Source organism: Roseburia zhanii, assembly GCF_014287635.1.
GTDB lineage: Bacteria > Bacillota > Clostridia > Lachnospirales > Lachnospiraceae > Roseburia_B > Roseburia_B zhanii.
This window is the reverse complement of the sequence record NZ_JACOPH010000003.1, coordinates 1-24,308: the sequence shown is the minus strand read 5'-3', so window position 1 is coordinate 24,308 and position 24,308 is coordinate 1. Positions and strand designations below refer to the sequence as shown.

The following is a 24,308-nucleotide window of genomic DNA, read 5'->3' as shown; positions in this document are numbered from 1 at the left end:
TAAAAAGTACTAAAAATCAGTATTATGTTTATAGTCTAAACGGATCTTATCTGCGATCAGGGCAATAAATTCGGAATTGGTAGGCTTTCCTTTGCCATTATTGATCGTATAACCAAACAATTCATCAATCGTGTCCATCTTGCCTCTGCTCCATGCAACTTCGATCGCATGACGGATCGCACGTTCCACACGGCTTGGTGTTGTCTGGTATTTTTTTGCGATTGTAGGATAGAGAATCTTTGTAATGGAATTTAGCATCTCTATATCGTCTACAGACATCATGATCGCTTCTCTCAAATACTGATATCCCTTGATATGTGCAGGTACACCGATCTCATGGATGATATTGGTGACATCGGTTTCTAAGTTTCTAGGTGCTTTTTCTTCCTGTTTGTCTGATTTTTCAAAAGCACTGATCTTACGCTGCTCGATCTTCTGCGGCTCTAACTGTTTTTTTACCTGTTTGATCCGGTTGATGACCATATCATTATCAAATGGTTTCATAATATAGTAATCTGCCCCTGACATAAATGCACTTTCTGTCACTTTTTCATTACCGATCGCACTGATCATAATAAAAGATGGATATTTTTTGACTTCTGTGTCATGTTTTATCCGGTCTAGGACTCCTAGTCCATCTAACTTTGGCATGACAATATCTAATAAAACGACATCCGGTTCTTTTTCTTTTATCATTTTATAAGCTTCTTCCCCATCTTTTGCCATACCGACTACTTCTAATTCTTCATCGCTCCGGATAATATCTCCTAATAACCGCAGCATTCTCTCGTTGTCGTCCGCAATCGCAACATTTAATTTACTCATTCCAAATTTTATCCTCCTAAAACATTTTGTTCGGTTATATTCCATAAGCCCCATTTTTATCCCATGGCTAAAATCGAAACTATTTGTATTATATCTATCTTATCACTCTAATTCAATCATAAATTTTCGCACTTTTCGACAGTTACGGGCAATCTTAGCCACTTTTTGTCACTTTTTCCTGATAGCTTTGCCAGAATACGATATTCCTGATTCTATTCTGTCGAAAATAGTCATACTGTTTTTTAGAACAGGTCATATATTAACACTTAATGCCGTACACTTAATGTTCGAGCATCGTTTCAATAAAAATCCCATACCCTTTTGTCGCATCTGAAATAAAAACATGTGTGACCGCTCCGATCACCCGGTGATTCTGTATGATCGGACTTCCACTCATGCCCTGCACGATACCTCCTGTCTTTTCTAACAGTTCTTCATCTGTGACATGAAATAAGATTCCTTTGTTTTTTTCTTTGTTATTGTAATCGATTTCATCAATTTCGATCTGGTATTGTTTGAGCGTACCGTCTAAGGAAGAAAGAATACAGGCATCTCCTTTTTCAATTTCCTGCTTCATGCCTGTCTCCATGCTCTCCTGTTCCATTTCCGTAACCTTTTCATCCATTTTTCCATAAATGCCTGTCTTGGTATTTTCTATGATATTTCCTAATACATATTGATCACTATAATTGATCACTCCGGTCAATTCTCCCGGCACACCATCCCCGCCTTTTACGATACTGACAATATCTGTCTGATAGATCTGTCCATTTGAAAGTGAGATCATACTGCCTGTATCGGCATCACTGACCGGATGCCCTAATGCCCCATATTCTGAATCTTTTACATAAGTAAGTGTGCCAACACCTGCCATATCATCTCTCACCCAGATTCCTAATTTATATGTTTTATCCTCTGCCTTTACAGGTCTGACCTTTAATTCGATCAGGTCATCTTCACGTATGATCCCTAAGACTAAATCTTCCCCTTCGGATTTTTGCACCTGCTCTATGAGTTCTTCTTTCTCCTGTATTTCAACACCGTTAACAGTCATAATATAATCCCCACTGGAAACAAGCTGGTCAGATGGTTCATAGGTCATTCCATCCGCCGCTGTTACTTTTCCTGTTCCTATCACAAGCACTCCCATCGTTTTTGTATAGATTCCGATTGGCATTCCGGATGGAAAAACTGACTCTCTTTCCACCACATGTACAGATACTTCCTTGAGAGGGATCAGACTTAAGAATTTACAGCATAGTGTATATTCTCTCTCTCCCATGTTTGCTTTCCCCTTGTTTGTCTGATTCTTTAAAACAGCTATACTTTCCTCTTTCCTTTCAAAACTGACCGGAACGGAAAAATCCATTTTTTCCTCCTCCCCGGCAACTACATATAATTCATCAGGTACTGCATCATATAATGTAATACCTGCAAAACCCAACAGGCAGAAAAATAACACAAAAAATAATGTTCTAAAATGCATCCGCAATTTATAACAAAACACGGTAAAGACCCCTTTCCTATATATTTTCTGATTCCTATAAACTTCTGCTCAAAAAAAGAAGGATACTTAACGTATCCTTCTTAGTATGTACGGATTATTTTTCTTCACCCAATGATTTTTTTGTATTTGCTGCCAATTCTTTCATCTCTCTTGCATTTTCTAAAACCATTTTTGTGATCTTTACACCACCAAGCATTCTGGCAAGTTCATTTATGCTTTCGTCCTGATCTAATGGTCTGATCGTCGAAATCGTTGTCTGGTTCGACACCGATTTTTCGATCAGATAATGACTGTCTGACATTGCTGCGATCTGTGGAAGATGTGTGATGCAGATGATCTGATGATTTCTCCCTAATGCATTCATTTTTTCAGATACCATCTGCGCCGTCCTGCCACTGATTCCGGTATCGATCTCATCAAAGATCAGTGTTCCGACTGCATCGGCATCGGCTGACACACTCTTGATCGCAAGCATGATCCTCGAAAGTTCACCACCAGATGCGATCTTCTCTAAAGATTTCTGGGGTTCTCCCGGATTTGTAGAAATCATAAATTCAGCATCATCAAATCCATTTGCCGTAAATGAATCCGTTCTTTGAAACTGCATGGAAAATGACACATCTAAGAAATTCAGATCCATCAGTTGTTTCCGGATCGCTTCTGTCAATTCTTCTGCTGACTTCTTACGGATCTTTGATACTTTTTCTGAATGCTGTTCTAATTTTTTTTCACTGTCTGCAAATCGCTGTTTCAAGTCAGCAAGATAAGTATCATAATCAGCTAACTTTTCTAAGCGCTCTTTTTTTTCTTTGCAGGCAGTTACTATTTCTTCGATCGTACTTCCATATTTTGTTTTCAAATGATTGATCACATTTAAACGGTTCTCGACTTCTGTAAATGTCTGTTCATCAAATGTTGTATCTGCTAAATAGGATGCTAATTCCCGATTAAAATCATTCAAAAGATTATCAATTTCCGACAACTGGCTTTCAAAATCTGCTAACTGTTCATCGTATTCAGATACGGAGGAAAGATTCTTTAATGCATAACTGATCTGTTCTGTTGCAGACTCAAATCCTTCTGCTGTTTTTTCATATGCACCGGATGCTGCTTCTAAGATCTTCTGCCCATTGACAAGCCATTTGTATTCCTGCTCTAGCTGTTCATCTTCACCTGCCATAAGCTGTGCTTCTTCGATCTCATCTACTTCATAGGAAAGAAAAGAAATCTCCCGCTCACGTTCTGAAGTATCTGTATTAGCTTCTTCTAATTCTTTTTTCAAGGCTTTATATACAGTATATGCTTCTTTTAGCTGCTCTTTTTCGTCTTTTAAATCCTGTTTTGCATATTCATCTAAGATATGGATATGATTTTTTTTCACTAATAAAGACTGGTGCTCATGCTGTCCATGGATATCGATCAAAAGAGCTGCTGCCTGTCTGACTTTTGACACCGGAACGGTTTCTGCATTGATCTTTGAAATACTTCTGCCATTTATGATCTTTCTGCTGATGATCAGACAGTCGTCTTCTAACTCGATCTCTAAATCTGCCAACGCTTTTTTCACCCGTTCGCTTTCTACAAAAAAGGTCAGTTCTACCAGCCCATAATCTGCATTGTCGCGGATCATTTCTTTTGGAACTTTCTCTCCTAATGCAATATTGATCGAACCAATGATAATTGATTTTCCTGCACCTGTTTCTCCGGTCATAATATTTAAGCCGGAAGTTAAGTCTACCTCTGCTTCATCGATCAGGGCAAGATTCTTTACGTGTAAACTCTGTAACATATGATCTCCTTCTACTCTCTACCTGTAGAACTTATGATTTCTGAGTTTCTGAAATGATCTTCCGCAGACGTTTCATCAAAGCAACTGTATCATCTACGGTGCGGACCGCACACATGATCGTATCATCACCTGCAATACTGCCAACGATCTCATTACAGTCCATTGCATCTAGTGCCGCTGCGACTGCCATTGCCATACCAGATACTGTCTTAATGACCAGAATGTTCTGTGCCATATCCATGGATACAAATCCATCCCGAAAAATACGGATATACTTTTCTGACATTCCTTCGGTATTTTCTGATAATGCCACATACTTCTGCCTGCCATTATTCATAGCTACCTTTGTCAGTTTCAGTTCCCTGATATCTCTTGAAACAGTTGCCTGTGTAACCTGATACCCTTCTTTTTCTAAATAATCTGAAAGTTCTTCCTGCGTTTCAATGTCATTTTTCCGAATTAGCTCTAAGATTTTCACCTGTCGTTTTGATTTCATCTGATGACCTCGCTTCTTTCCATATTCCGTACTAAGAATCCTTAGGAATAAATCTGCATTTTCTTTCTTAAAATTTCCAAAAAACTGATCTTGCTTAATTTCATGATCTTTGTCCGCTGTTTTGCAGCACGTATCGTGATCGAATCACCCACAGATAATTCTGCGGCTGATTCTCCATCAATATTCACATCCACACATTCAGCCTTTTGTGGCTGACGGCTTCTAAGTTCTATCGTAACTTCATCTTCTGCCCCGATCACAATGCTTTTTGCATTCAGGTTATGGGCATTGATCGGTGTGATCAGTATCATGCGCGCCTTTGGATCAACGATCGGCCCGCCTGCCGACATACTGTAACCGGTAGAACCTGTCGGTGTCGCTACGATGATGCCATCTGCACGATATGTGCTAAGGTACTCTCCATTGACTGATACAGTCAGTTCTACAAGCTGCAATGCCCCTTTTCTACAGATCACAATATCATTCAATGCTTTCTGGGAAAGTTTTTCTCCTTCTGTCTGAATGACCGGACTCCCACTTAACATCATACGTTCTTCGATCATATAATGTCCATTCATGATCTCCTCGATCGCAGCACATACATTGTGTTCTTCTAATTCACAAAGATATCCTAAATGCCCTAAGTTCACACCGAGCAACGGTATATCTTTTTCTGAAGCAACACCTGCGGCACGGATCAATGTTCCATCACCGCCAAGCACAAAGATCACTTCGACCGAAGATGGGATCTCATTTTTTTCAGTGATCACCTGACAGCTTCCACCTTTCAGTTCTATGTAGGATTTCATTTTATTCGTAAGTGCATATTCCTTATCCTTATAGGGATTTGTGATAATACAGAAATTCTTCATGTCTATTTGTCTAATGTGGAATGTGCTGCATTTACCACTTCATCAATATCTACAGCTTCTTCCATATTTCCTTCCCCATTCTTTTTGATATATACTAAATATTCAATATTTCCCTCCGGACCTTTGATTGGTGAATATTCCAGATTTAAAATGGAAAAACCTAAACTTCCTGCATAGTCAATGACCTTTTCGATCACTTCTTTATGGACAGCTTTATCCCTGACGACGCCTTTTTTTCCTACTTTTTCCCTGCCTGCCTCAAACTGCGGTTTGATCAGACAGACCATTTCACCGCCATCTGTCAAAAGTGCCTTTGCCGGCTCTAATACTTTTGTCAATGAGATAAATGACACATCTACAGAAGCAAAATCCAATGCATCTGCAATATCCTCAGGTGTCACATAACGGATATTTGTCTTTTCCATACAGACAACACGCTCATCCTGTCTTAATTTCCATGCGAACTGCCCATAGCCGACATCGACTGCATAGACTTTTTTCGCACCATTTTGCAGCATACAATCCGTAAAACCACCTGTAGATGCACCGATATCCATACAGATCTTCTGCTCTAAGGTGATTCCAAAATGTGTCATTGCTTTTTCTAATTTCAAACCGCCTCTGCTGACATATTTTAAGGTATTTCCATGGATCTCGATCTTTGCATCTTCCTTAAACATACTGCCGGCTTTGTCTTCACGGTTATTGTCTACAAATACATTTCCCTCCATGATCATGGTCTTTGCCTTTTCTCTGGAAGGTGCAAGTCCCTGTTTTACCAATAATACATCTAAACGTTCTTTCATTTATCTACCTGTCCTATATTGATATATTCGTTAAAAATCCTCTCTATGATAGATTCTTTATCGATGCCTGTTTCCCTGCGTAAAATTTCAACATTTCCATGTTCCACATAAGTATCCCCGATCGCAATATTGATCAACTGTACCTCTGACTGCTTCTGGCTGTAAAATTCTGTCACATGCTCTCCAAATCCACCACTTATCACATTTTCTTCTAATGTGACGACAAGCTTATGTGTATCTGCTAATTTTTCTAACATTTCTGTATCTAACGGCTTTGCAAAACGCATATTCACAAGCGTAACTGCATATCCTTTTTGTTTCAGTTCATCTCTGACTTCTTCGGCTGTTTTTACCATGCTGCCGAGTGCCACTAATGCAATGCTACTCTCCTCATAGAGCATTTCACTTTTTCCAAATTCAACCGGTGCACGGAATTCCTTTAATCCGTCATATGCTTCACCTCTTGGATAACGGATTGCCACCGGTGTCGGAAAGTCAACTGCAAACTTGACCATATCGGAAAGTTCCCATTTATTCTTCGGTGCCATGATCGTCATGTTCGGAATACTTGACAAATAAGACAAATCAAAGATCCCCTGATGGGTTTCCCCATCACTTCCTACTAACCCTGCCCTGTCAATGGCAAAGACAACCGGAAGATTCTGTATACAGACATCATGCAAGATCTGGTCATATGCCCGCTGTAAAAAAGAAGAATAAACTGCAACAACCGGTTTTAAACCTGCAGCCGCTAATGCTGCTGCAAATGTAACTGCGTGTTCTTCTGCGATCCCGACATCAAAAAAACGATCCGGGAACATATTGTGAAAACGTTTCAGTCCGGTTCCATCTGTCATTGCAGCAGTGATCGCAATGACCTTTTCGTCCCTGTCGCCTAATTTACGCATGACCGTTGAAAAAATGTCGGTATAATTGGCTTTTAAACGGTTCTTAACCGGAAGTCCGGTATCAATGTCAAACGGTTCTGTTCCATGAAATCTCGCCGGATGCCGTTCTGCCGGAAGATAGCCTTTCCCTTTTTTTGTGATCACATGTACAAGTACCGGTCCCTGCAGACGGGACGCTTCTTTTAATACTTTGACTATGGCGGCTGTATCATGTCCGTCTACAGGTCCTAAATACAGGATCCCCATATTTTCAAAAAGCATACCCGGAACAAAAAGCTGTTTGATACCACTTTTGGTCCGTCTGATTCGTTCTACGATATTCTCTCCATAGATCGGTATCCGGCTCAGAGAATTTGCCACTCCCGTCTTGATCTCCTGATAAGACTCTGCTGTCCTAAGATTGCTTAAATGCTTCGAAAGACCGCCGACATTCTCAGATATTGACATTTTGTTATCATTTAATACGATAATAAAATTAGAACGTATCCTAGAAGCATTATTCAAAGCTTCATATGCCATTCCACCTGTCAATGCACCGTCACCGATCACCGATACCACTTTGTAATCTTCTCCTTTGATCTGCCGTGCTAATGCATAGCCAAGTCCTACTGAAATTGATGTAGAACTGTGTCCTGTATCAAAGCAGTCACAGTCACTTTCTTTTCTCTTTGGGAATCCGCTCATTCCCCCATACTGACGCAGTTCATCAAATCCGGCTTTACGTCCTGTTAAGATCTTATGTGTATAAGCCTGATGTCCCACATCCCATACAATTTTGTCCTTTGGCAGGTCAAATGCTAAGTGTAATGCCATTGTCAGTTCCACAACACCCAGATTCGATGCAAGATGTCCTCCTGAAACTGATATTTTCCGGATCAGGAAATCCCGGATCTCATCTGCTAATACCGGCAGTTCTGCTTTGCTTAGTTTCTTAATGTCATTTTCCTGCTTTATCTTCTCCAATACCATAACCGGCACCTCTATTTTTCCCGATGTATCAAATATCGTAATAGTTCAATCAAAAATGGATTTTTCTCAGATAAAGATGCGATCTGATCCATTGCATCCACAGAGAGACGTTCTACTTCTTCTTTTGCCTTTTCAATTCCTTCAAATGCAACATAAGTTGCTTTATGGTTCTTTTTATCGCTGCCAATCGGTTTTCCAAGAACTTCTAATGTACTTGTCACATCTAAAATATCGTCCTGTATCTGGAATGCCAGGCCAACTTCTCCTGCAACTTTTTCAATGATCTGCTGTTCTTCTTCTGTTGCTTTTGCTAAAACTGCTCCGATCAGCATGGATGCCTCGATCAGTGCTCCTGTTTTTAAGCGGTAGATAAAATCTAACTTATCACGGGAAATCTCCTGTCCTTCGGATTCCACATCGACTGTCTGACCGCCGACCATCCCATAGACTCCTGCCTTTTTCGTAAGTATCTGAAATGCTTTCGCGTCTGCCACATGATCTGTATCTAAAGAAAATGCCGTTGCTGCTGTTTCATATGCATAATTAAGCAGGGCATCTCCGGCTAAGATCCCCATGGCTTCGCCATATACGCTGTGTGTTGTTTTTTTCCCTCTGCGGTATTCATCATTATCCATTGCCGGCAGATCATCATGTACTAATGAATACGTGTGTATCATCTCGATCGCTGCTGCAAAGGGTTCGATACTCTTTGAACTTCCTGCAAACAATTTATAGGTTTCGATCATTAACATCGGACGCAGACGCTTTCCACCTGCTAACATACTGTAATTCATCGCTTCTAAGATTGTCTTCTGGTATCCTTTTTCTTCCGGAAGATATCTTTGTATCAGTTTTTCAATCTCCTGTGCCCTGTATGTCAACTCTAACTGCATATCCATATGTCAATCCTCCACTTCCTCTTATCCTTCAAATGATTCTAACTCACCCTGCTCATTTATCACAAGCATTTTCTTCTCAACCTTATCTATCTTATCATTGCACTGTTTCAGCTTTTTCATACCTGTTTCATATAGCCGGAAAGAATCTTCTAACGATATCTCGCTCGATTCCATATGATTTAAGATTTCTTCGATCTCCGTAAATAAATCCTCTAAATTAGCTGTCCGTTTCTCTGCCATCACGACTGCCCTTCTTTTTATTATTTTTATCAGGAATGACCGCTGTCACTTCTGCCATGATCCTGCCGTCCTGCAAATGTACCTGCATGATATCTCCTTTTCTGACGCTTTGGATATCACTGATACGTTTTCCTGATCCATCTACTACAAATGCAAGTCCCTGACTTAATTTCTTCGCCGGTGAAACTCCATCGATGCGTTCTGATAACATACGAAGCCGATGCCTGCTCTCTGTGAGTTTCTCTTTCATCTTCTGACAGAGCCGTTCTTCTAAACCTGCTGCATACTGTCTTTCGCTATTCAACTGGTTCTTTGGGCTTTTTAACTGTAAACGGTTAAAATATCCAAGATACCTGCTACGTGTCAGTTCCTGTTTCTGTTTCATCAAAAAGTTTAATCTGCGTTCTAGGGCCTGCATATCATACATCAGCTCCTGCACATCATAGACTGCAAGTTCAGCAGCTGCCGAAGGTGTCGGTGCACGCAGGTCAGAAACAAAATCTGCGATCGTATCATCTGTTTCATGTCCTACCGCAGAAATGACAGGTATTTCACATTCAAAGATCGCACGCGCCACGATCTCCTCATTAAATGCCCAGAGATCTTCGATCGATCCTCCGCCACGTCCTACGATGATAACATCCACCTGTCTGTCCTCTAATGCCCGTATACCATTGACAATGCTCTCCGCTGCTCCTTCTCCCTGCACTTTTGCAGGATATAAGATCAGCTGCACATAAGGATTCCTTCTTCCTGCGATATTGCGGATATCCTGTATTGCAGCTCCGGTAGAAGCGGTAACGATCCCAAGTGTCTTTATGTACTTTGGAATTGCTTTTTTGTATTCACGAGCGAACATTCCCATTTCTTCAAGCGTTTTCTTTAACGCTTCATACTTAAGAAACAGATCACCTTCGCCGTCTTTTTGGATCTCTCTTGCATAGAGCTGGTATTTTCCGTCCCGTTCATAGACTTCGATCGAACCGGTGATAAGTACCTTATCCCCATCTTTCATTCTAAATCCTAATCCCTTGCGGTTTCCCAAAAACATAACAGCCGGTATGGCTGCTTTTTCATCTTTGACCGTAAAATAGATATGTCCTGTCGAATGATATTTACAGTTTGAGATCTCTCCTTTTATGCAGATACTATGAAGCATAAAATCCTGTGCAAACATATTTTTGATGTAAGCATTGACCTGACTTACCGAATATGTGTTTTTTCTCATGCGATCTTTGCTAAGACACCATTCACAAATGCCGGTGAACTGTCTGTTCCATATCTTTTTGCTAATTCTACGGCTTCATTGATCGCTACTTTCGTAGGAATATCTTCTTCAAACTTGATCTCATAAACTGCCAGACGTAAAAGTGTCAGATCGACTTTTCCCATGCGGCTGGTCTTCCAGCCGGTTGCAGCTTCATTGATCATTTCATCGATCTGTGTGATATTTGCAATGACTGCATCAATCTTGTTCTGAATATAGACAGCATCTGCATCCGCAGTTTCTCCTTCTTCAGTCTGATATTTTAACTGCTCTGATAAATCTTCTCCCTGATGAAATTCTATACGGAATAAGATCTGAAATACCTGCTCTCTGATTTCTCGTCGTGTCATTGTAGTTCTTCCTTCCTAATAAAGTAAAAAGTGTGCGCATGACGCACACTTTATCTGCTCTTTCCCATATCCACACTGGCAATTCTGATATTTACACCGGACACTTCAAGCCCTGTCATATTCTCGATCGCACTCTTGACTTTCTCCTGTACCTTAGAAGATACATCAATGATCGTGTAGCCATACGCGATATTCAGTGCAACATCAACACTGACAACACCATCTATCACTTCTACCCGGATGCCCTTTGAAAGGTTCTTCATTCCAAGTTTACTTACTAATTCATTTGTTATATTCCCTGCCATGGAACTGACACCCTCTACTTCAGTAGCTGCCAGCCCTGCAATGATCGCCACTACTTCGTCTGCGATCTTTACTTCGCCTAATTTATCGTCTTTGATCTTAAATCCTTTTCTATCCTCAGCCATTTTAATACCTCCTAAGTGATATAATAATAGTATTATAGCAAATTATTCTCTTTTTGGAAACAAAAAAAATATTCTCTTTTTATTCTGCTTCTGCAAAATCACAGAATGAATCCCCTTGTTCTGATTTAAACGTATACGCTTCTTTCAACTCCTGATATTCTACCTGAAAACTCCCTTCCATATCCAGATACGACTGTGCCTGTGCGATCTCTGTCAGAAGTTCTGCTAAATGCGGTGCTAACATCTCTGCTGCTTTTTCATCTGTAACAGTATCTTCTATAATCTCTGCTTCTGCATACAGCCGGATGATAAAATCATCTAAATCATTCTCATCATCAATCTGTAATCTGCTGATATAGGAATTATTGCAATTTGCGATCAGATTTTTTACATAAGATGTTGTAGAAAGAATCCTTGACTGTGCTACATCTTCCGCTTCTAAATATATCTTACAATTAAATTTCATCATATCCTCCATGTCCTCTGATATCTGTATATGTCCATGTGACGAACAGTAACAGTATACCCGCTTCTGCCTGTATCATCAAGTTTTTTCTAATGTACCATATGCTAATTGTTCAAATTCACTGATCGGAATCGGCTTCGCAAAATAATATCCCTGCATGATCTCACAATCTAATCCGTTTAGGTGTTCCGCCTGTTCTTTTGTTTCCACACCTTCTGCTACTACAGTCAGTCCCATCTCATGTGCCATTTTGATCACGCTGTCTAAGATCTGCTCCCTGCGCTCTGCGATGCCTTTGTTATCCAAAAATTTCAAATCCGTCTTTAAGACATTGATTGGCAGGTCTTTTAACATATTTAAAGACGAATATCCACTTCCGAAATCATCCATCTCTACAAGAAAACCTTCTTCTCTTAACTGGTTGATCTCTAAGATCAGTTTCTGTGGATTATCCATATATGCAGATTCTGTGATCTCCACATGCAACAGATCTGTCGTCAGACCATATTTTCTGATCAGGCTTTTTAATTTTGCCGATACATTTCCGCGCAGCAGATCTGCCCTTGACACATTGATTGAGATCGGCAGCGGTTCTTTTCCTTCTTTGATCCATTTCTGCAGCAGTACACATGCCTGTTCCCATACATTTTCATCTAATTTGATGATAAATCCATTCCGTTCAAAAAGCGGGATAAAGTCTCCGGGACTGATAATCCCTTTTGCCGGGCTGATCCAGCGTACCAACGCTTCACAGCCATGTATCATACGATCCCTGTAATGATACTGTGGCTGCAAATAAATCGTAAACTCCCCATCTGCTAAAGCCTGTGCCATGGAATTGATGATCTCCTGCTCCCGTATGATCTGCTGCTTTAGTTTTTCATCATACCATGCAATATAATTATCATAATTCCCCTTAATGGTCTTTTGTGCGATATGTGCACAGTCGATCATTGCTGCTACCGGAAGTTGCGTTTTTTCAATGATATAGATTCCATAATGCAGATAGATCTCGATCGGCAGGATTCTCGGCATCACTTCTTTTCTGGTAGAAAATACCTGTAATAATGTCCGGTCATATGGTAGAAACAGAATAAATTTATCCCCACTGATCCTGCCGCACAACCCATCATTTTCCGCAGTAAGATGGTCTAGTTCCCTTGCTAATACCTTAAGGAGCCTGTCCCCTTTTTCGTAACCAAACATTTCATTAACAAGTTTAAATTTAAATATATCCAGATAGATAATACAGTATTCCTTCGCTTCTGCATCAAGCAGACGCTGTCTTACCCTGTTTTGAAATTCACCTTCTGTCAGAACACCTGTCATATCATCATGTTCAAGGACATAACGCATTTCTTCTGCCTCTTCCCTTGCCTGTTTTTCCTGTCTGTGTTCTGTAAACACAAGATAGACCGTAATTCCTATCCCTGCTGCTAAGATCACAGACAGCATATAGGAAAATATCTTCATATTTTCACTGCTCTTTTGATATATGACTTTTTCCCGAAGAACAGTAAGTACATACCAGTTATTCATGCCGATCGGTTCAAGTGCTCCGTATCTGTGTTCACCGTCTATACTATAGCTGATATCACCACTCTGTTCTTTTGATATCTGGTCTGCAATGGATTCCCATGGTTCTGCTGCATCTGTTTTGACAACCAGCCCTTCTTCAAAATCTATGATATAAGATACATCACTGATACCTGCACCTGTTTCCTGAAATAGTTCCTGAAATTTTTCCTGCGGATATATGCCTAACAATACACCGGAGATTCTGTTGTTCACCCTGATCGGCACAAAAATCCCGATATCATTTTCACGTCCATGTTCCTTTAATTTATCAATCTCATAAGAGCCATTCATGCAGGAATAGAAATGTTTTTTATCTGATAATACCCACGTTTCCCCTGTATTGCTGTATACTCTGGCATCTGCGGTAATAAAAGCAATCTCTGAAAAATCTGTCTTTTTTTCAAACACACCGGTTTTCTCAATCATGGCATAATAATCTGTCAGTTCCTGTTCTGTGATCGTAACTGCCAGACCACCCAATAAAGACATCTTTCCCTCGATCTTATCCTTCATTGCTGTTGTCTGGTTCTGTACCTGATCACGCAGCGATTCTTTCATTCTCGTGATCGTCAGCTTACGTGTATAAACAGTTCCGGATACAACAACAAGAATGATCACAACCAATAACATGATCGGCACGATAATGTATCTTTTTTTCTTTTGCAGACGCTCTAAAAGCTCTGTTCTCATATGCTTTTCCTCACTATTCCCCATGTAACAAATAGTTCCATAACTATATTACATCATTTTTACCTGAACGTCTATTATTATTATGTGTATATTATGGCTGATGGATACACAGCGTTGCTGTTCACACCTGACAGTGTGAACAGCAACTGCAAAGCTTCCCATGTACCACAAACCGCTTTCCATTCGCAGAACAGGTTGAAAGTGTTACGATCTTATCATTTTCATCTACTGTAACACCTGTATTCCGGCTGCTTCTTTTTACCATTTCCTCTACAAATGTCAAGAAAAATCTATCCGGCTGAAAACCAACCTGATATACCATATCATCTGCGCTTGCTTCATACCATGAAAAAATCTCATACCGAAGCACCTGATCCGGTGTATAGATCGTAAAATAGCGGTTATTTTCATAATACCCACGTTTCGTCCGATACCATTTTAATTTTCCAAACATGCTTAAATTTTTCATATTATGCCCATAGATGATCGTATGTGCATCTGAAAAATCCGGTGAGCAGGCTGCATCCATAAAGATACTTCCGGCTTTGCTTTTTGTTCCATCTGCTAACCGGTACAGATATTTTTCATTATCCTTTCCCTGTAAGATCGGATAACTGATCCCATTGTTGTCAAACAGGATCCAGCCGATGATATCTCCATTAACCTGTTTTAATGCATCAAAATCAATTTCTAGTGAAGCTGTATCTGCCGCAGATGCCTGTTTTTCTGAATCCTCTGCTTTTTGAACCATCTGCTCATTTTGTTCATTTTGCTTACTTTGCTGACTGCCTGCATCTTTTTTTAATGCCCTGCCTTCTAACTTCTGATAAAACCGGTCACTTTCTTTATACTCTGACTGCATATGCCACAACAGAAAAACTGCGATCCCGATGCAGAGTATTCCAAGCAGTATCGATACATAGCGTTTTTTAGAACTTGCGGATACTGATCTTTTCATCATCTACCTGTTTTCCGATTGCTTTGATCTGTACATAATAGCTGTAATCATCATTGACTTTGACTTCTACACGGTCCCCGGCTTTATGTCCGAATACCGCCTTTCCGATCGGTGATTCTGTACTGATCAGTCCTTTTAGGGAATTACCCCGGACTGTCGTCACGATCGTAAATTCTTCTGTTTCATCATCATCTTCAAAATAAACCTGTACTGTATTATTGATGCCGACTTCATCTTCTTTAGAATCTTCGGATACAACTTTTGCAGTCTTTATCATTCTCTCTAAATAACGGATACGGCTCTCATTCTGGTTTTTATCTTTTTTTGCTGCATGATATTCAAAATTTTCACTCAGATCACCATGGGAACGTGCTTCTTTGACTGCTTCTAGTGCTTCTTTCCGCACGACTAATTTCCGGTATTCGATTTCTTCTTCCATTTTTTCGATATCTTTTTTGGTCAGTTCATCATACATTTTATTTTTCTCCCTTTTTATTCTACCGTAAGGATCTGTTTCCATACTTCCATCAGCCGTTCAAAGGAACAGGCTGCATTTGCCGGACTTGTAGAGGGAAGTCCGGTGATCTCTTGTCTGGTCACAGGTTCGATATATTTTTTGTAAAGTTTTTCCGCTGTTTTTCCATTTGCATAGATTTTTTTGATGTTCGTCTGTACTAAGACTCCTGCAATATCATTCGGAACCACATTTCGGATACTGCTGTCGGAAGAACCTATGATGTCACAGCTTTCGATCACATCCCATAAAGCGATCTTATGTGCCTTTAAAAACATTTTTTTCTCCTCGATTGTCTGTGGCTTGTGATCATCATATAAAGCTGCTAATAATTTCCAGAAGCGGTTTTTCGGATGCCCGTAATAAAACTTTACTTCCCTTGATCTCACGGAAGGAAAACTTCCAAGTATCAGTATTTTAGAATCTTTTTCATATTCCGGTTCAAATTCGTGAACCTGATGTGTTTCATTCATATACGTTTCTCACCTCGAATACCATGACAGAACGTTCTCTCACATAAATATCTTCGGAAACTAAGATGCCATTTTCCATGATACTGTCTGCTTCATAGGTATCTGCGACCTGATACCAGCGCATATTAAGCGGCAGACTCGGCAGTTTTACATGAAGCGGCTCCCAGTAGGTATTCACAGCCACATAGATACAGTCATCTTTTCCATTCGTTCTTCCGGCATACATCAATCCGATATAATGCGAATCTTCCTTAAAATGGTCTTCCCATGGACTGACATCGTGTGCACTCATCGCAGGAAATCCCATTTCACAGACAGGTGTATATTTCCGCACCGGATCATGCTTTTTACGGAATGCGATCATCGCTTTAAAAAAATCAAATAACTGTTTGTTCTTTTTTAAAAGATTCCAGTCAAGCCATGAAATGATATTATCCTGACAATAAGGATTATTATTGCCAAACTGCGTATTGCCAAATTCGTCCCCTGCTAAAAACATCGGTACACCACGGCTTAATAACAGTACGGCTGCCGCATTTTTCATCATGCGCAGGCGTAAGCAGTTCACACCTTCATCTTCTGTTTCTCCTTCGATGCCACAGTTCCAGCTTGCATTGTCATTTGCCCCATCAGAATTACTCCATCCATTCGCTTCGTTGTGTTTCTGATTGTATGCATAGAGGTCATACAATGTAAACCCATCGTGGCAGGTAATAAAATTCACCGATGTCGTATTGCCTAATTTTCCATGATACAGATCTTTTGAACCGAACATCCTGGTAACTGCACACTCTGCCTTACCAAGATCTCCTTTCAAAAATGCCCGCATATCATCTCTGTATTTTCCATTCCACTCTACCCATCTGTTCCATGATGGGAAATTGCCGACCTGATACAATCCACCAGCATCCCACGCTTCTGCGATCAGTTTGACATTTCCCAGGATCGGATCAAATGCCAAAGACTGTAAAAGCGGAGGCTTGCTCATCGGTGAGCCGTCCTCATTTCTTCCTAAAATACTTGCAAGGTCAAAACGGAATCCATCAATGCGGTAACTGATCACCCAGTAACGCAGACATTCTAAGATCATCTGCTGCACGATTGGGTGATTGCAGTTTAGTGTATTTCCACAACCACTGAAATTATAATAATAACCTTCCGGTGTGAGCATATAATAGATCTGGTTATCAAGTCCCTTAAAAGAGATCACAGGTCCATTTTCATTGCCTTCTGCCGTATGGTTAAAGACAACATCTAAATAGACTTCCATTCCATTTTCATGCAATGTTTTGATCAGATGTTTTAATTCATTTCCTTCCTGATTATATTCAATTCCTGCTGCATAACTGGTATTTGGTGCAAAAAAGCTGACCGTATTATATCCCCAGTAATTTAGCAGCCGGTTTCCCTGATATTCTCTTGCATCCCGCAGTTCATCAAATTCAAAGATCGGCATAAACTCAATGGCTGTCACACCTAATTCTTTTAAATATGGGATTTTTTCATAGATTCCTGCAAATGTACCCGGACACTTTACCCCTGATGAAGCGTCTTTTGTAAATCCGCGTACATGCATTTCATAGATCACCGTATCTTCTAACGGTGTCAACAGCGGTTTTGCATCTTCCCAGTCAAAATCATCCCTTACGACTCTTGCATGATACTGATTACCGGCACTTTTTCGTTTTTCGCCCCATACACTCTGTCCGGTTACTGCTTTTGCATAAGGATCTAACAAAATCCTGTTTTTATCAAACAAAAGCCCCTGTTTCGGGCAGTATGGTCCATCTATGCGGTATGCATATTCAAATTCCTGAATCTGAAGTCCGAATACGATCATCGAATAGACATTTCCGATCCGGTAATTTTCCGGAAATGGTATGACGGTATAAGGTTCATTTTCTTCTCTGTGGAATAATAACAGTTCACAACCGGTTGCCTGATTTGAATGGATCGTAAAATTGACACCACCCGGAATCGCCGTTGCACCGTTGATCTCATAGATTCCCGGTCTGACCTGATACCCGCCAATCTCATTTAACGGTATCAAATGGTATTTTGCTTCTGATACTAGACGCTTCATGCCCTTCTCCTATCTGATAAATGTAAAATAAATAAGTACAAGTGCCCCAAGTATGATTCGATACCATCCGAACACTTTAAAATCATGTTTTTTGATATATCCCATCAAAAAGCGAATCACAATGACAGATACCAGAAATGCTGTCAGCATACCGGCACATAGTATCATCAGTTCTGTGGAAGAAAATGTACTTCCAAATTCCAATACTTTGATCAGACTTGCACCGAACATGACCGGAATCGCTAAAAAGAATGTAAATTCTGCTGCCACACTTCTTGATACACCTAATAAGATACCGCCAAGTATAGTAGCACCGGAACGGCTCGTTCCCGGAAATACGGCTGCGATCACCTGAAACATTCCGATCATAAATGCTGTTTTCCATGTGATTTCCGCAATGCTGTTCATCTTTGGCTTTCTTAACTGGTTTCTGTTCTCAATCCAGATAAAAGCGATACCAAAGATGATCAGTGCCAGTGCGATCACGATATAATTATAAAATAATTCTTCGATCACATCACCGAATGCCAGTTCAATGATTGCTGCCGGTATGCATGCCACAACGATCTTAAACCACATGATAAAGGTGTCTTTTTTGATAAAATACTTTTCTTTGGTTGAAAATGGCCAGATTTCCTTAATGAACAATACAACGACCGCAAGGATCGCACCAAGCTGTATCACGACTTCAAACATACTAAAAAATGCATCTGATACATCTAAGCTGATAAATTCATTTAAAAGGATCAGATGCCCCGTACTGCTGATCGGCAGCCACTCTGTAATTCCCTCCACGATTCCAAAAAAGATTGCTTGTAATAGTTCTAACATAATATCCTCCATTATTTTTATAGGTTTCTTTGCTTATCTTATCTCTTTTTCCATAGCTTTTCAATAGATATCCGTAATCGAAAAAAGAATCCCCAAAACTGAGATTCTTTTGTATCTAAACATCTGCATATTCTAATTCAACTTCAATCTTGTTCTGATTTAACGGCTTTAAGACATAACCATTGACATGTGCTTCCCATGCATTCATCGCATAGGTCGGGGAATCTGTCATAAAGATCACATAAGAATTATTATTCTTATTCTTCAAATGCTTCGTCAGGATAAACCCTGTCGCTCCTGCCATCTTCACTTCTGTAAAAAGAATATCTACTTCATGCTCTTCTATGTACTCTAATGCCAGAACAGAATTCGAAAAACTGATGATCTCATCTTCACTTCTACAGGCTTTAATCCATTGTTCCAGATTACAGAGATTCTCCATATCGTTATCCACGACTAGAATGACCATCTCCCTGCCTCCATTTCTCTCTAATACATTATATTGTATCATAAAAAGTACACCATAAGTACATCAAGTCTTATCGTTCCTTTAACAGCATGTCATCTAAATATGCCGTTGTAAATTCTGCCCAGCTGTAATTTGACATATATTCCCCGGTATAGGAGTTGATCGCCCTGACATCTCCGGCAAGGAAATTATAATAATCACAGTCAATCCGCTCAGGATCGATCGCAAGATAATTCCATTTTTTGATCACACAGTCTTCTATCCCGGCTGCTTTTAAGTTCCTCATCATCTGTGAGATTACCGTCTGCGTCTGGTTTCTAAGGCTTCTGTCATATGCCTTATCTTCCCATAAAATAGAACTGATCTCTGCTGTATTGACTCCGGTTCCCTTCTTATCCACCAGAAAGGCAAGCAGCTCTTTGGCTTTACTTCTTGAAAACTGCAGGGGCTCGTCCCCTGCATAAATATCAAAATTGCCAAATGTACGCACAGTGACCTTTTTCTTCTCTGTTTCCCCCTGCATACGCTGCTGTCTTTCTGACTGGGAATACCCTTCGATATTCTGCATTTCTTCTTCGATCAATTCTCTTGTGACCGGCTTTAGGATATAACCTCTTGCATGTAAGCGGAATGCTTCTAATGCATAATTATCATGTCCGGTCACAAATAAGATCTTCACCTCCGGACAAATGTCCTTAAACTGTCTGGCAAGTTCTATTCCTGACATTCCATACATTTCAATATCTAAAAATAAAAATTCCAACTGCTCCTTTTTTTCCATTAATTCTTTTGCAAAAGCAAGAGCCTCAATCTGGTCTGAAAATCCAGTCACAGTATCATTCGGGAACATTTCTTCTAATATATTTGTCAAATGTAATAATGCCAGCTTTTCATCGTCAACTGCCAACAGATGCATAATACCTCTCTCCTATCTCCGGTATGATCATTCTCTTGTCAATACCGGTACTACTTTTTTTACGATCAAAAGTGTACTGATGATCTCTACAGCGATCATTGCTGCTGTCTGATAGATCCTTGTTGCAAACAATGCCCAGTAAGGACTTCCATATAGGAATGAAATCCAATATGTATTCATAAACTGGCTTACAAATATCTGTACGCAAAGTACTGCAAGGACTACATTTAGCACAGACTGACTTTTTCTTAAAAAGAATCCAAAGATCATGCCTGTAACAAACGCTGTCAATGTAAATCCCGGGAAATATGCACCAACCGGAAACAAGATATATCCCATAATATCTCCGATTGCTCCCACTAATCCGGCTGTAACCGGACCATAAAAAATAGCTGCCACTACAACCGGAATAAAACTGAACCCGATCTTTAAATTCCATGTATGTATGGAAAAGCGGGCCAGAATAATTTCCATGGCAACTAAAATCCCGATGATCGATATTGACTTCACACTCATCTTTGTATGCATGGCTTCCTCCTTTCTTCCGTAGCACGGATCTGTATTGTCGATCGTAAATGCTACCGCCAGAAGGCTACCACTTCTATGTTGTAGCAGCGGGATGCGAAGCTGGTATCGCAAGATTTCCTTTTCGTTCACATGACAACTCCCTGTTCACATGACACTTAACGCACCAGCTTCTACTCTGCTTTTATTTTCGACGGAAGATATTGTACCACATCATCTTTGATACTGCAACTGCTTCCTTATCTTTAATTCACCGGCAGGAAAATATCTACTACTGTTCCCTTCGGACTGCTGTTTACTTCTAATCTTCCATTACACTGGCTCTTCAAACGATTTCTGACATTTTCTATACCAATGTGGCTTCGTCCATCACTGCGTCCGACCGGTTTAGAAAGGTCGAATCCCACACCATCGTCTGCAATCGTTACCACGATCTTATCTTCCCTTCTGTGGGTAGAGATTGTGACCGTTCCTCCTGCCCGTTTTTTACTAATGCCATAGCGGACGGCATTCTCGACCATCGGCTGTATTGTCAATGCCGGTATAAAAAATCCCTCTTCATCAATCTGGTATACAACAGACAGCCGTTCATCAAAACGGATCTTCTCTAATGCCAGATAGTTCTTGACATGCCGCAGTTCCTGTTCAAATGGGATCGGTTCTGTACTCGTCAAGGAATCCATATTACCACGCAGAAAATGTGCAAACTGTGCTAAAGCATCATAAGCTTTCCTTGGCTCCATTAAGCACAATTCCTGTATGCAGCTGATCGAATTATATAGAAAATGCGGCTGTATCTGACTGAGCATGATCGCTACGCGGCTTTCTACAAGTTCCTTTTCCAAATCTCTTGTCTTTACCCATGCCGTATGTCGTTCTTTAAACTTGAGCATCACGATCACATACTGTATCAATGCAAATCCGCCTAATCCAACCCCAAATAAAGTGATACCATATACACCGCTGATCTCATACCAGATATAACCTACTGTACCGGCAATGATCAGCAGCATCCCCGAAAATAGTACCAGTCTAGCATAAGCATCTTCGTTTTTCCGAATATCTGTGAACAGGCAGATAAAGGTGATTCCAAAAGTTACCGGAAGCAGAAACATAAATAATTCCTGCATCATTTCACCATCTACCATACCAAATCCCTGTAAAACCATATATAAAATAGCTGTAAATAACAGAATATGTTCTAAAGCAAAAAATATCTTTTTAATCTTTATATTATTCAGATAATTCTGTCCATAACCCAATCCTAATATCGGTATACTCATAAAAACAAGTGTATCGACAACATCTAAGGTCATTCCCCGTGGTATGATCAGAGAAATATATGAATAGTCGACCAACAGCCAAATACTAGATGCTATAAAAAACATTCCACAGTAAAAAATCGCACACTCCTGCTGTATATGCATGATCCGCAATGTAACACCTAAGATCAGTAATTCGATACCTGACAGAAGAATCAACATGCAGATCACCACGATATGCAGTTTTTTACCAATCATATGCAAAAACAGTTCCATCTTATCCCCAACATAGAATCTCTGCAGGCATACAGAATATATTTTTGCAGAATTTCTAGGATAAGGATTATGGAACTTTAAAGTTAATTCATCTTCTGTGGAAAGCCCTTCCGAAAAGAAACTGCACCAGACATTTCCGGCAGAGCGCACATTTGGTAAGTGCGTGTCGTTTCCACCATAAGAATAGATATGTATTCCATTTTTATATACTTCAACACTGATCCTTCTAAGATAGATAAATAACTGTTCATTTTCCTCTACATCTTCACAGACATGACCTGTCATCGTCAGATCTTCTACTGCTCCGACTTTGTTGAGGTTTTCAACGGTTAGTGGCTGTTCCTCTCTATCGTCTCCAATGTGAAATGTTCCTATAAATTGTATATGTTGAAGCCTGTCCTTGTTCAAGTGGTTATAACGGATATCTCCATTGATAAAACAGACCATGCTAACGACTGCAAGCAGGATAGTTATACCATATATGATTTTTGAAAATAACGGCTTATTCATTCTGTTCAAAGAGCTCTGCTAATTTCGAGATGGTCTTTGTGATCTCTGATGTATTATTCTCTATATCATTATAGATCACTGCAGACTGCGAGGACAGATCCTGCATACTCTTTGCAACAACGGCAAATCCTACGCCGGCTTCTCCACTTCTCGCTGCTTCGATACTTGCATTCAGTGCTAACATTCTCTGTTTATTAGCAATTGCTTTTAACTTGCCCGTACTTTCATTGATCGTTCTTGTAAGCTGTTCTGACTGGCGGATCTCATCACTTAACCGTTCCACCCTGTCTACATTGTTATGTTTAAAATATTCCAGATTGACCAGCTGATTGACGATCATTCCAAGCAGTTCTGCCGATGCCCGGATACGTTCTTCTGTACTGACCGGTACTTTCCGCAATGCTGCTATGTAATCATCGGCATTGATTCCAAGTTCCCCTGCTGTCTGTCTGAACTTTTCTTCATCCGGTGGATTCGGAAGTACCTGCCCGCCAATGATCGCACCGACTTTTTCATTTCCAATCTTAATATCTACGGAAAAATCCATTAGTCCTGCATGACAAAAGTACGTTCCTGTACATTCATTATCACACTTCACACATCTTCTGTTCCCTTCTTCAGAACCTCTGGTATATTTCATACAAAAATCTGTAAAATTACTTCCTTCTGTGATATACTCTCCCTTCACATCCACTGCTATAGCTGCTAACCCTGTCACATTTGAAAAATCATCCTGAATCTTCTGCAATTTAGACATATCCATAAAATCTTTCAATTCCATTATCGCATCTCTCCATCCTCTTATATAGTATGAGTTTCCCTCTCTTCCTTTTAGGATAGCACAAAATGTATGATTTTACAACCAGCATACCGTAGAATTCATACTACTCTGCCTTTACATGTTACTGTTCACACCCAATGTCATTTAGTTAACGTTAAATAGGGAGTGAATTCTTGCGAAACAAATTACAGATGAGCCTCAGTGAAACCGTTTTACAGATATGTTTACGATTTACTCATGAAGGAAGGTACGACAAAAAGACAGATTGCAAATCTGTCTTAAAACGGATTATAATGATATTTGAGCTGCTTGTTCCAGTAGAACGTCTCTTTGTACTGCTATTGTACGATGACGTATTGCTTCCTGCTGTCGATTTAGTGTTATGACTACTTGAAGAACTGCTGCTTGATGATTTATTGGAATATGATGAATTGCTATGCGAAGAACCACTTCCAGTATAAGGCTTATGCAGATAACAATAACGGGAGAATGCTATCCCATCAGATAGCACTCTCCCTCTGAATCAATTCTGTTCTTCATCCAGCCATTCTTTTAGCTTTTTCTGTAACAGCTTTTTATCCGGCAAATATAATTTATACTCTTTTGCATAAATATTGGCA

The 24,308-nt window shown here is 40.0% G+C and carries 24 protein-coding genes and 1 riboswitch; all 24 genes read right to left on the bottom strand.

Going from position 1 to position 24,308, the window contains the following annotated elements:
* Window positions 1-9: 9 nt before the first annotated feature.
* Entirely contained in the window at window positions 10-825 is an 816-nt protein-coding gene (spo0A, locus tag H8S17_RS05085) for a sporulation transcription factor Spo0A (RefSeq protein WP_178050790.1), read from the bottom strand.
* 280 nt (window positions 826-1,105) lie between these two features.
* Window positions 1,106-2,332 (bottom strand): SpoIVB peptidase, encoded by a 1,227-nt coding sequence (gene spoIVB / locus H8S17_RS05080; protein ID WP_186866501.1) that lies wholly within the window; start codon window positions 2,330-2,332, stop codon window positions 1,106-1,108.
* A 94-nt stretch (window positions 2,333-2,426) separates the two neighbouring features.
* Complete coding sequence (gene recN / locus H8S17_RS05075; protein ID WP_186866500.1) at window positions 2,427-4,121, bottom strand: DNA repair protein RecN; 1,695 nt, start codon at window positions 4,119-4,121, stop codon at window positions 2,427-2,429.
* Window positions 4,122-4,152: 31 nt separating this feature from the next.
* Window positions 4,153-4,617 carry an arginine repressor gene (argR, locus tag H8S17_RS05070; RefSeq protein ID WP_178052111.1) on the bottom strand — a complete coding sequence of 155 codons (465 nt, stop codon included), beginning with the start codon at window positions 4,615-4,617 and terminating at the stop codon, window positions 4,153-4,155.
* 41 nt (window positions 4,618-4,658) lie between these two features.
* Window positions 4,659-5,489, bottom strand: coding sequence for an NAD(+)/NADH kinase (locus H8S17_RS05065; protein WP_186866499.1), 831 nt, complete (start codon window positions 5,487-5,489; stop codon window positions 4,659-4,661).
* 2 nt (window positions 5,490-5,491) lie between these two features.
* Window positions 5,492-6,295 carry a TlyA family RNA methyltransferase gene (locus tag H8S17_RS05060; protein ID WP_186866498.1) on the bottom strand — a complete coding sequence of 268 codons (804 nt, stop codon included), beginning with the start codon at window positions 6,293-6,295 and terminating at the stop codon, window positions 5,492-5,494.
* A complete protein-coding gene (dxs, locus tag H8S17_RS05055) occupies window positions 6,292-8,172 on the bottom strand; it encodes a 1-deoxy-D-xylulose-5-phosphate synthase (RefSeq protein WP_186866497.1) in 1,881 nt (626 codons plus the stop codon). Before dxs ends, H8S17_RS05060 begins: the two co-directional genes overlap by 4 nt.
* Window positions 8,173-8,183: 11 nt before the next feature.
* Window positions 8,184-9,071 (bottom strand): polyprenyl synthetase family protein, encoded by an 888-nt coding sequence (locus H8S17_RS05050; protein WP_186866496.1) that lies wholly within the window; start codon window positions 9,069-9,071, stop codon window positions 8,184-8,186.
* A 21-nt stretch (window positions 9,072-9,092) separates the two neighbouring features.
* Window positions 9,093-9,311, bottom strand: coding sequence for an exodeoxyribonuclease VII small subunit (gene xseB / locus H8S17_RS05045; RefSeq protein ID WP_178051976.1), 219 nt, complete (start codon window positions 9,309-9,311; stop codon window positions 9,093-9,095).
* Window positions 9,289-10,539, bottom strand: coding sequence for an exodeoxyribonuclease VII large subunit (gene xseA / locus H8S17_RS05040; RefSeq protein WP_186866495.1), 1,251 nt, complete (start codon window positions 10,537-10,539; stop codon window positions 9,289-9,291). Before xseA ends, xseB begins: the two co-directional genes overlap by 23 nt.
* The gene (gene nusB, locus H8S17_RS05035) at window positions 10,536-10,928 is read right to left on the bottom strand and encodes a transcription antitermination factor NusB (protein ID WP_178052451.1); all 393 of its coding nucleotides are present in this window, start codon (window positions 10,926-10,928) and stop codon (window positions 10,536-10,538) included. Before nusB ends, xseA begins: the two co-directional genes overlap by 4 nt.
* 50 nt (window positions 10,929-10,978) lie before the next feature.
* Window positions 10,979-11,356, bottom strand: a complete 378-nt coding sequence (locus H8S17_RS05030) for an Asp23/Gls24 family envelope stress response protein (RefSeq protein ID WP_178052450.1) — start codon at window positions 11,354-11,356, stop codon at window positions 10,979-10,981.
* A 79-nt stretch (window positions 11,357-11,435) separates the two neighbouring features.
* Window positions 11,436-11,825 (bottom strand): hypothetical protein, encoded by a 390-nt coding sequence (locus H8S17_RS05025; RefSeq protein ID WP_243237978.1) that lies wholly within the window; start codon window positions 11,823-11,825, stop codon window positions 11,436-11,438.
* 75 nt (window positions 11,826-11,900) lie between these two features.
* Window positions 11,901-14,090: a bifunctional diguanylate cyclase/phosphodiesterase gene (locus H8S17_RS05020; protein WP_186866493.1), complete on the bottom strand. Its 2,190-nt coding sequence runs from the start codon at window positions 14,088-14,090 to the stop codon at window positions 11,901-11,903.
* A gap of 121 nt (window positions 14,091-14,211) precedes the next feature.
* Window positions 14,212-15,051 carry a class B sortase gene (gene srtB, locus H8S17_RS05015; RefSeq protein WP_186866492.1) on the bottom strand — a complete coding sequence of 280 codons (840 nt, stop codon included), beginning with the start codon at window positions 15,049-15,051 and terminating at the stop codon, window positions 14,212-14,214.
* Window positions 15,020-15,523 carry a transcription elongation factor GreA gene (gene greA / locus H8S17_RS05010; protein ID WP_178052445.1) on the bottom strand — a complete coding sequence of 168 codons (504 nt, stop codon included), beginning with the start codon at window positions 15,521-15,523 and terminating at the stop codon, window positions 15,020-15,022. The genes srtB and greA overlap by 32 nt, the downstream gene beginning before the upstream one ends.
* Before the next feature lie 17 nt (window positions 15,524-15,540).
* On the bottom strand, window positions 15,541-16,035 hold the full coding sequence (locus H8S17_RS05005) for a DNA-deoxyinosine glycosylase (RefSeq protein WP_186866491.1): 495 nt from the start codon (window positions 16,033-16,035) through the stop codon (window positions 15,541-15,543).
* Window positions 16,028-18,118, bottom strand: coding sequence for a glycogen debranching protein GlgX (gene glgX / locus H8S17_RS05000; RefSeq protein WP_186866490.1), 2,091 nt, complete (start codon window positions 18,116-18,118; stop codon window positions 16,028-16,030). The genes H8S17_RS05005 and glgX overlap by 8 nt, the downstream gene beginning before the upstream one ends.
* 9 nt (window positions 18,119-18,127) lie before the next feature.
* Entirely contained in the window at window positions 18,128-18,949 is an 822-nt protein-coding gene (locus H8S17_RS04995; protein WP_243237977.1) for an undecaprenyl-diphosphate phosphatase, read from the bottom strand.
* A gap of 115 nt (window positions 18,950-19,064) precedes the next feature.
* Window positions 19,065-19,460 carry a LytR/AlgR family response regulator transcription factor gene (locus H8S17_RS04990; protein WP_186866489.1) on the bottom strand — a complete coding sequence of 132 codons (396 nt, stop codon included), beginning with the start codon at window positions 19,458-19,460 and terminating at the stop codon, window positions 19,065-19,067.
* Window positions 19,461-19,488: 28 nt separating this feature from the next.
* Window positions 19,489-20,334 (bottom strand): response regulator, encoded by an 846-nt coding sequence (locus H8S17_RS04985; protein WP_186866488.1) that lies wholly within the window; start codon window positions 20,332-20,334, stop codon window positions 19,489-19,491.
* 27 nt (window positions 20,335-20,361) lie between these two features.
* A complete protein-coding gene (locus tag H8S17_RS04980; RefSeq protein ID WP_186866652.1) occupies window positions 20,362-20,862 on the bottom strand; it encodes a folate family ECF transporter S component in 501 nt (166 codons plus the stop codon).
* An 82-nt stretch (window positions 20,863-20,944) separates the two neighbouring features.
* Window positions 20,945-21,042, bottom strand: a riboswitch (THF riboswitch).
* Window positions 21,043-21,104: 62 nt separating this feature from the next.
* On the bottom strand, window positions 21,105-22,907 hold the full coding sequence (locus tag H8S17_RS04975; RefSeq protein ID WP_243237986.1) for a sensor histidine kinase: 1,803 nt from the start codon (window positions 22,905-22,907) through the stop codon (window positions 21,105-21,107).
* Window positions 22,900-23,688 carry a PocR ligand-binding domain-containing protein gene (locus tag H8S17_RS04970; protein WP_207723369.1) on the bottom strand — a complete coding sequence of 263 codons (789 nt, stop codon included), beginning with the start codon at window positions 23,686-23,688 and terminating at the stop codon, window positions 22,900-22,902. Before H8S17_RS04970 ends, H8S17_RS04975 begins: the two co-directional genes overlap by 8 nt.
* Between the last annotated feature and the right edge of the window lie 620 nt (window positions 23,689-24,308).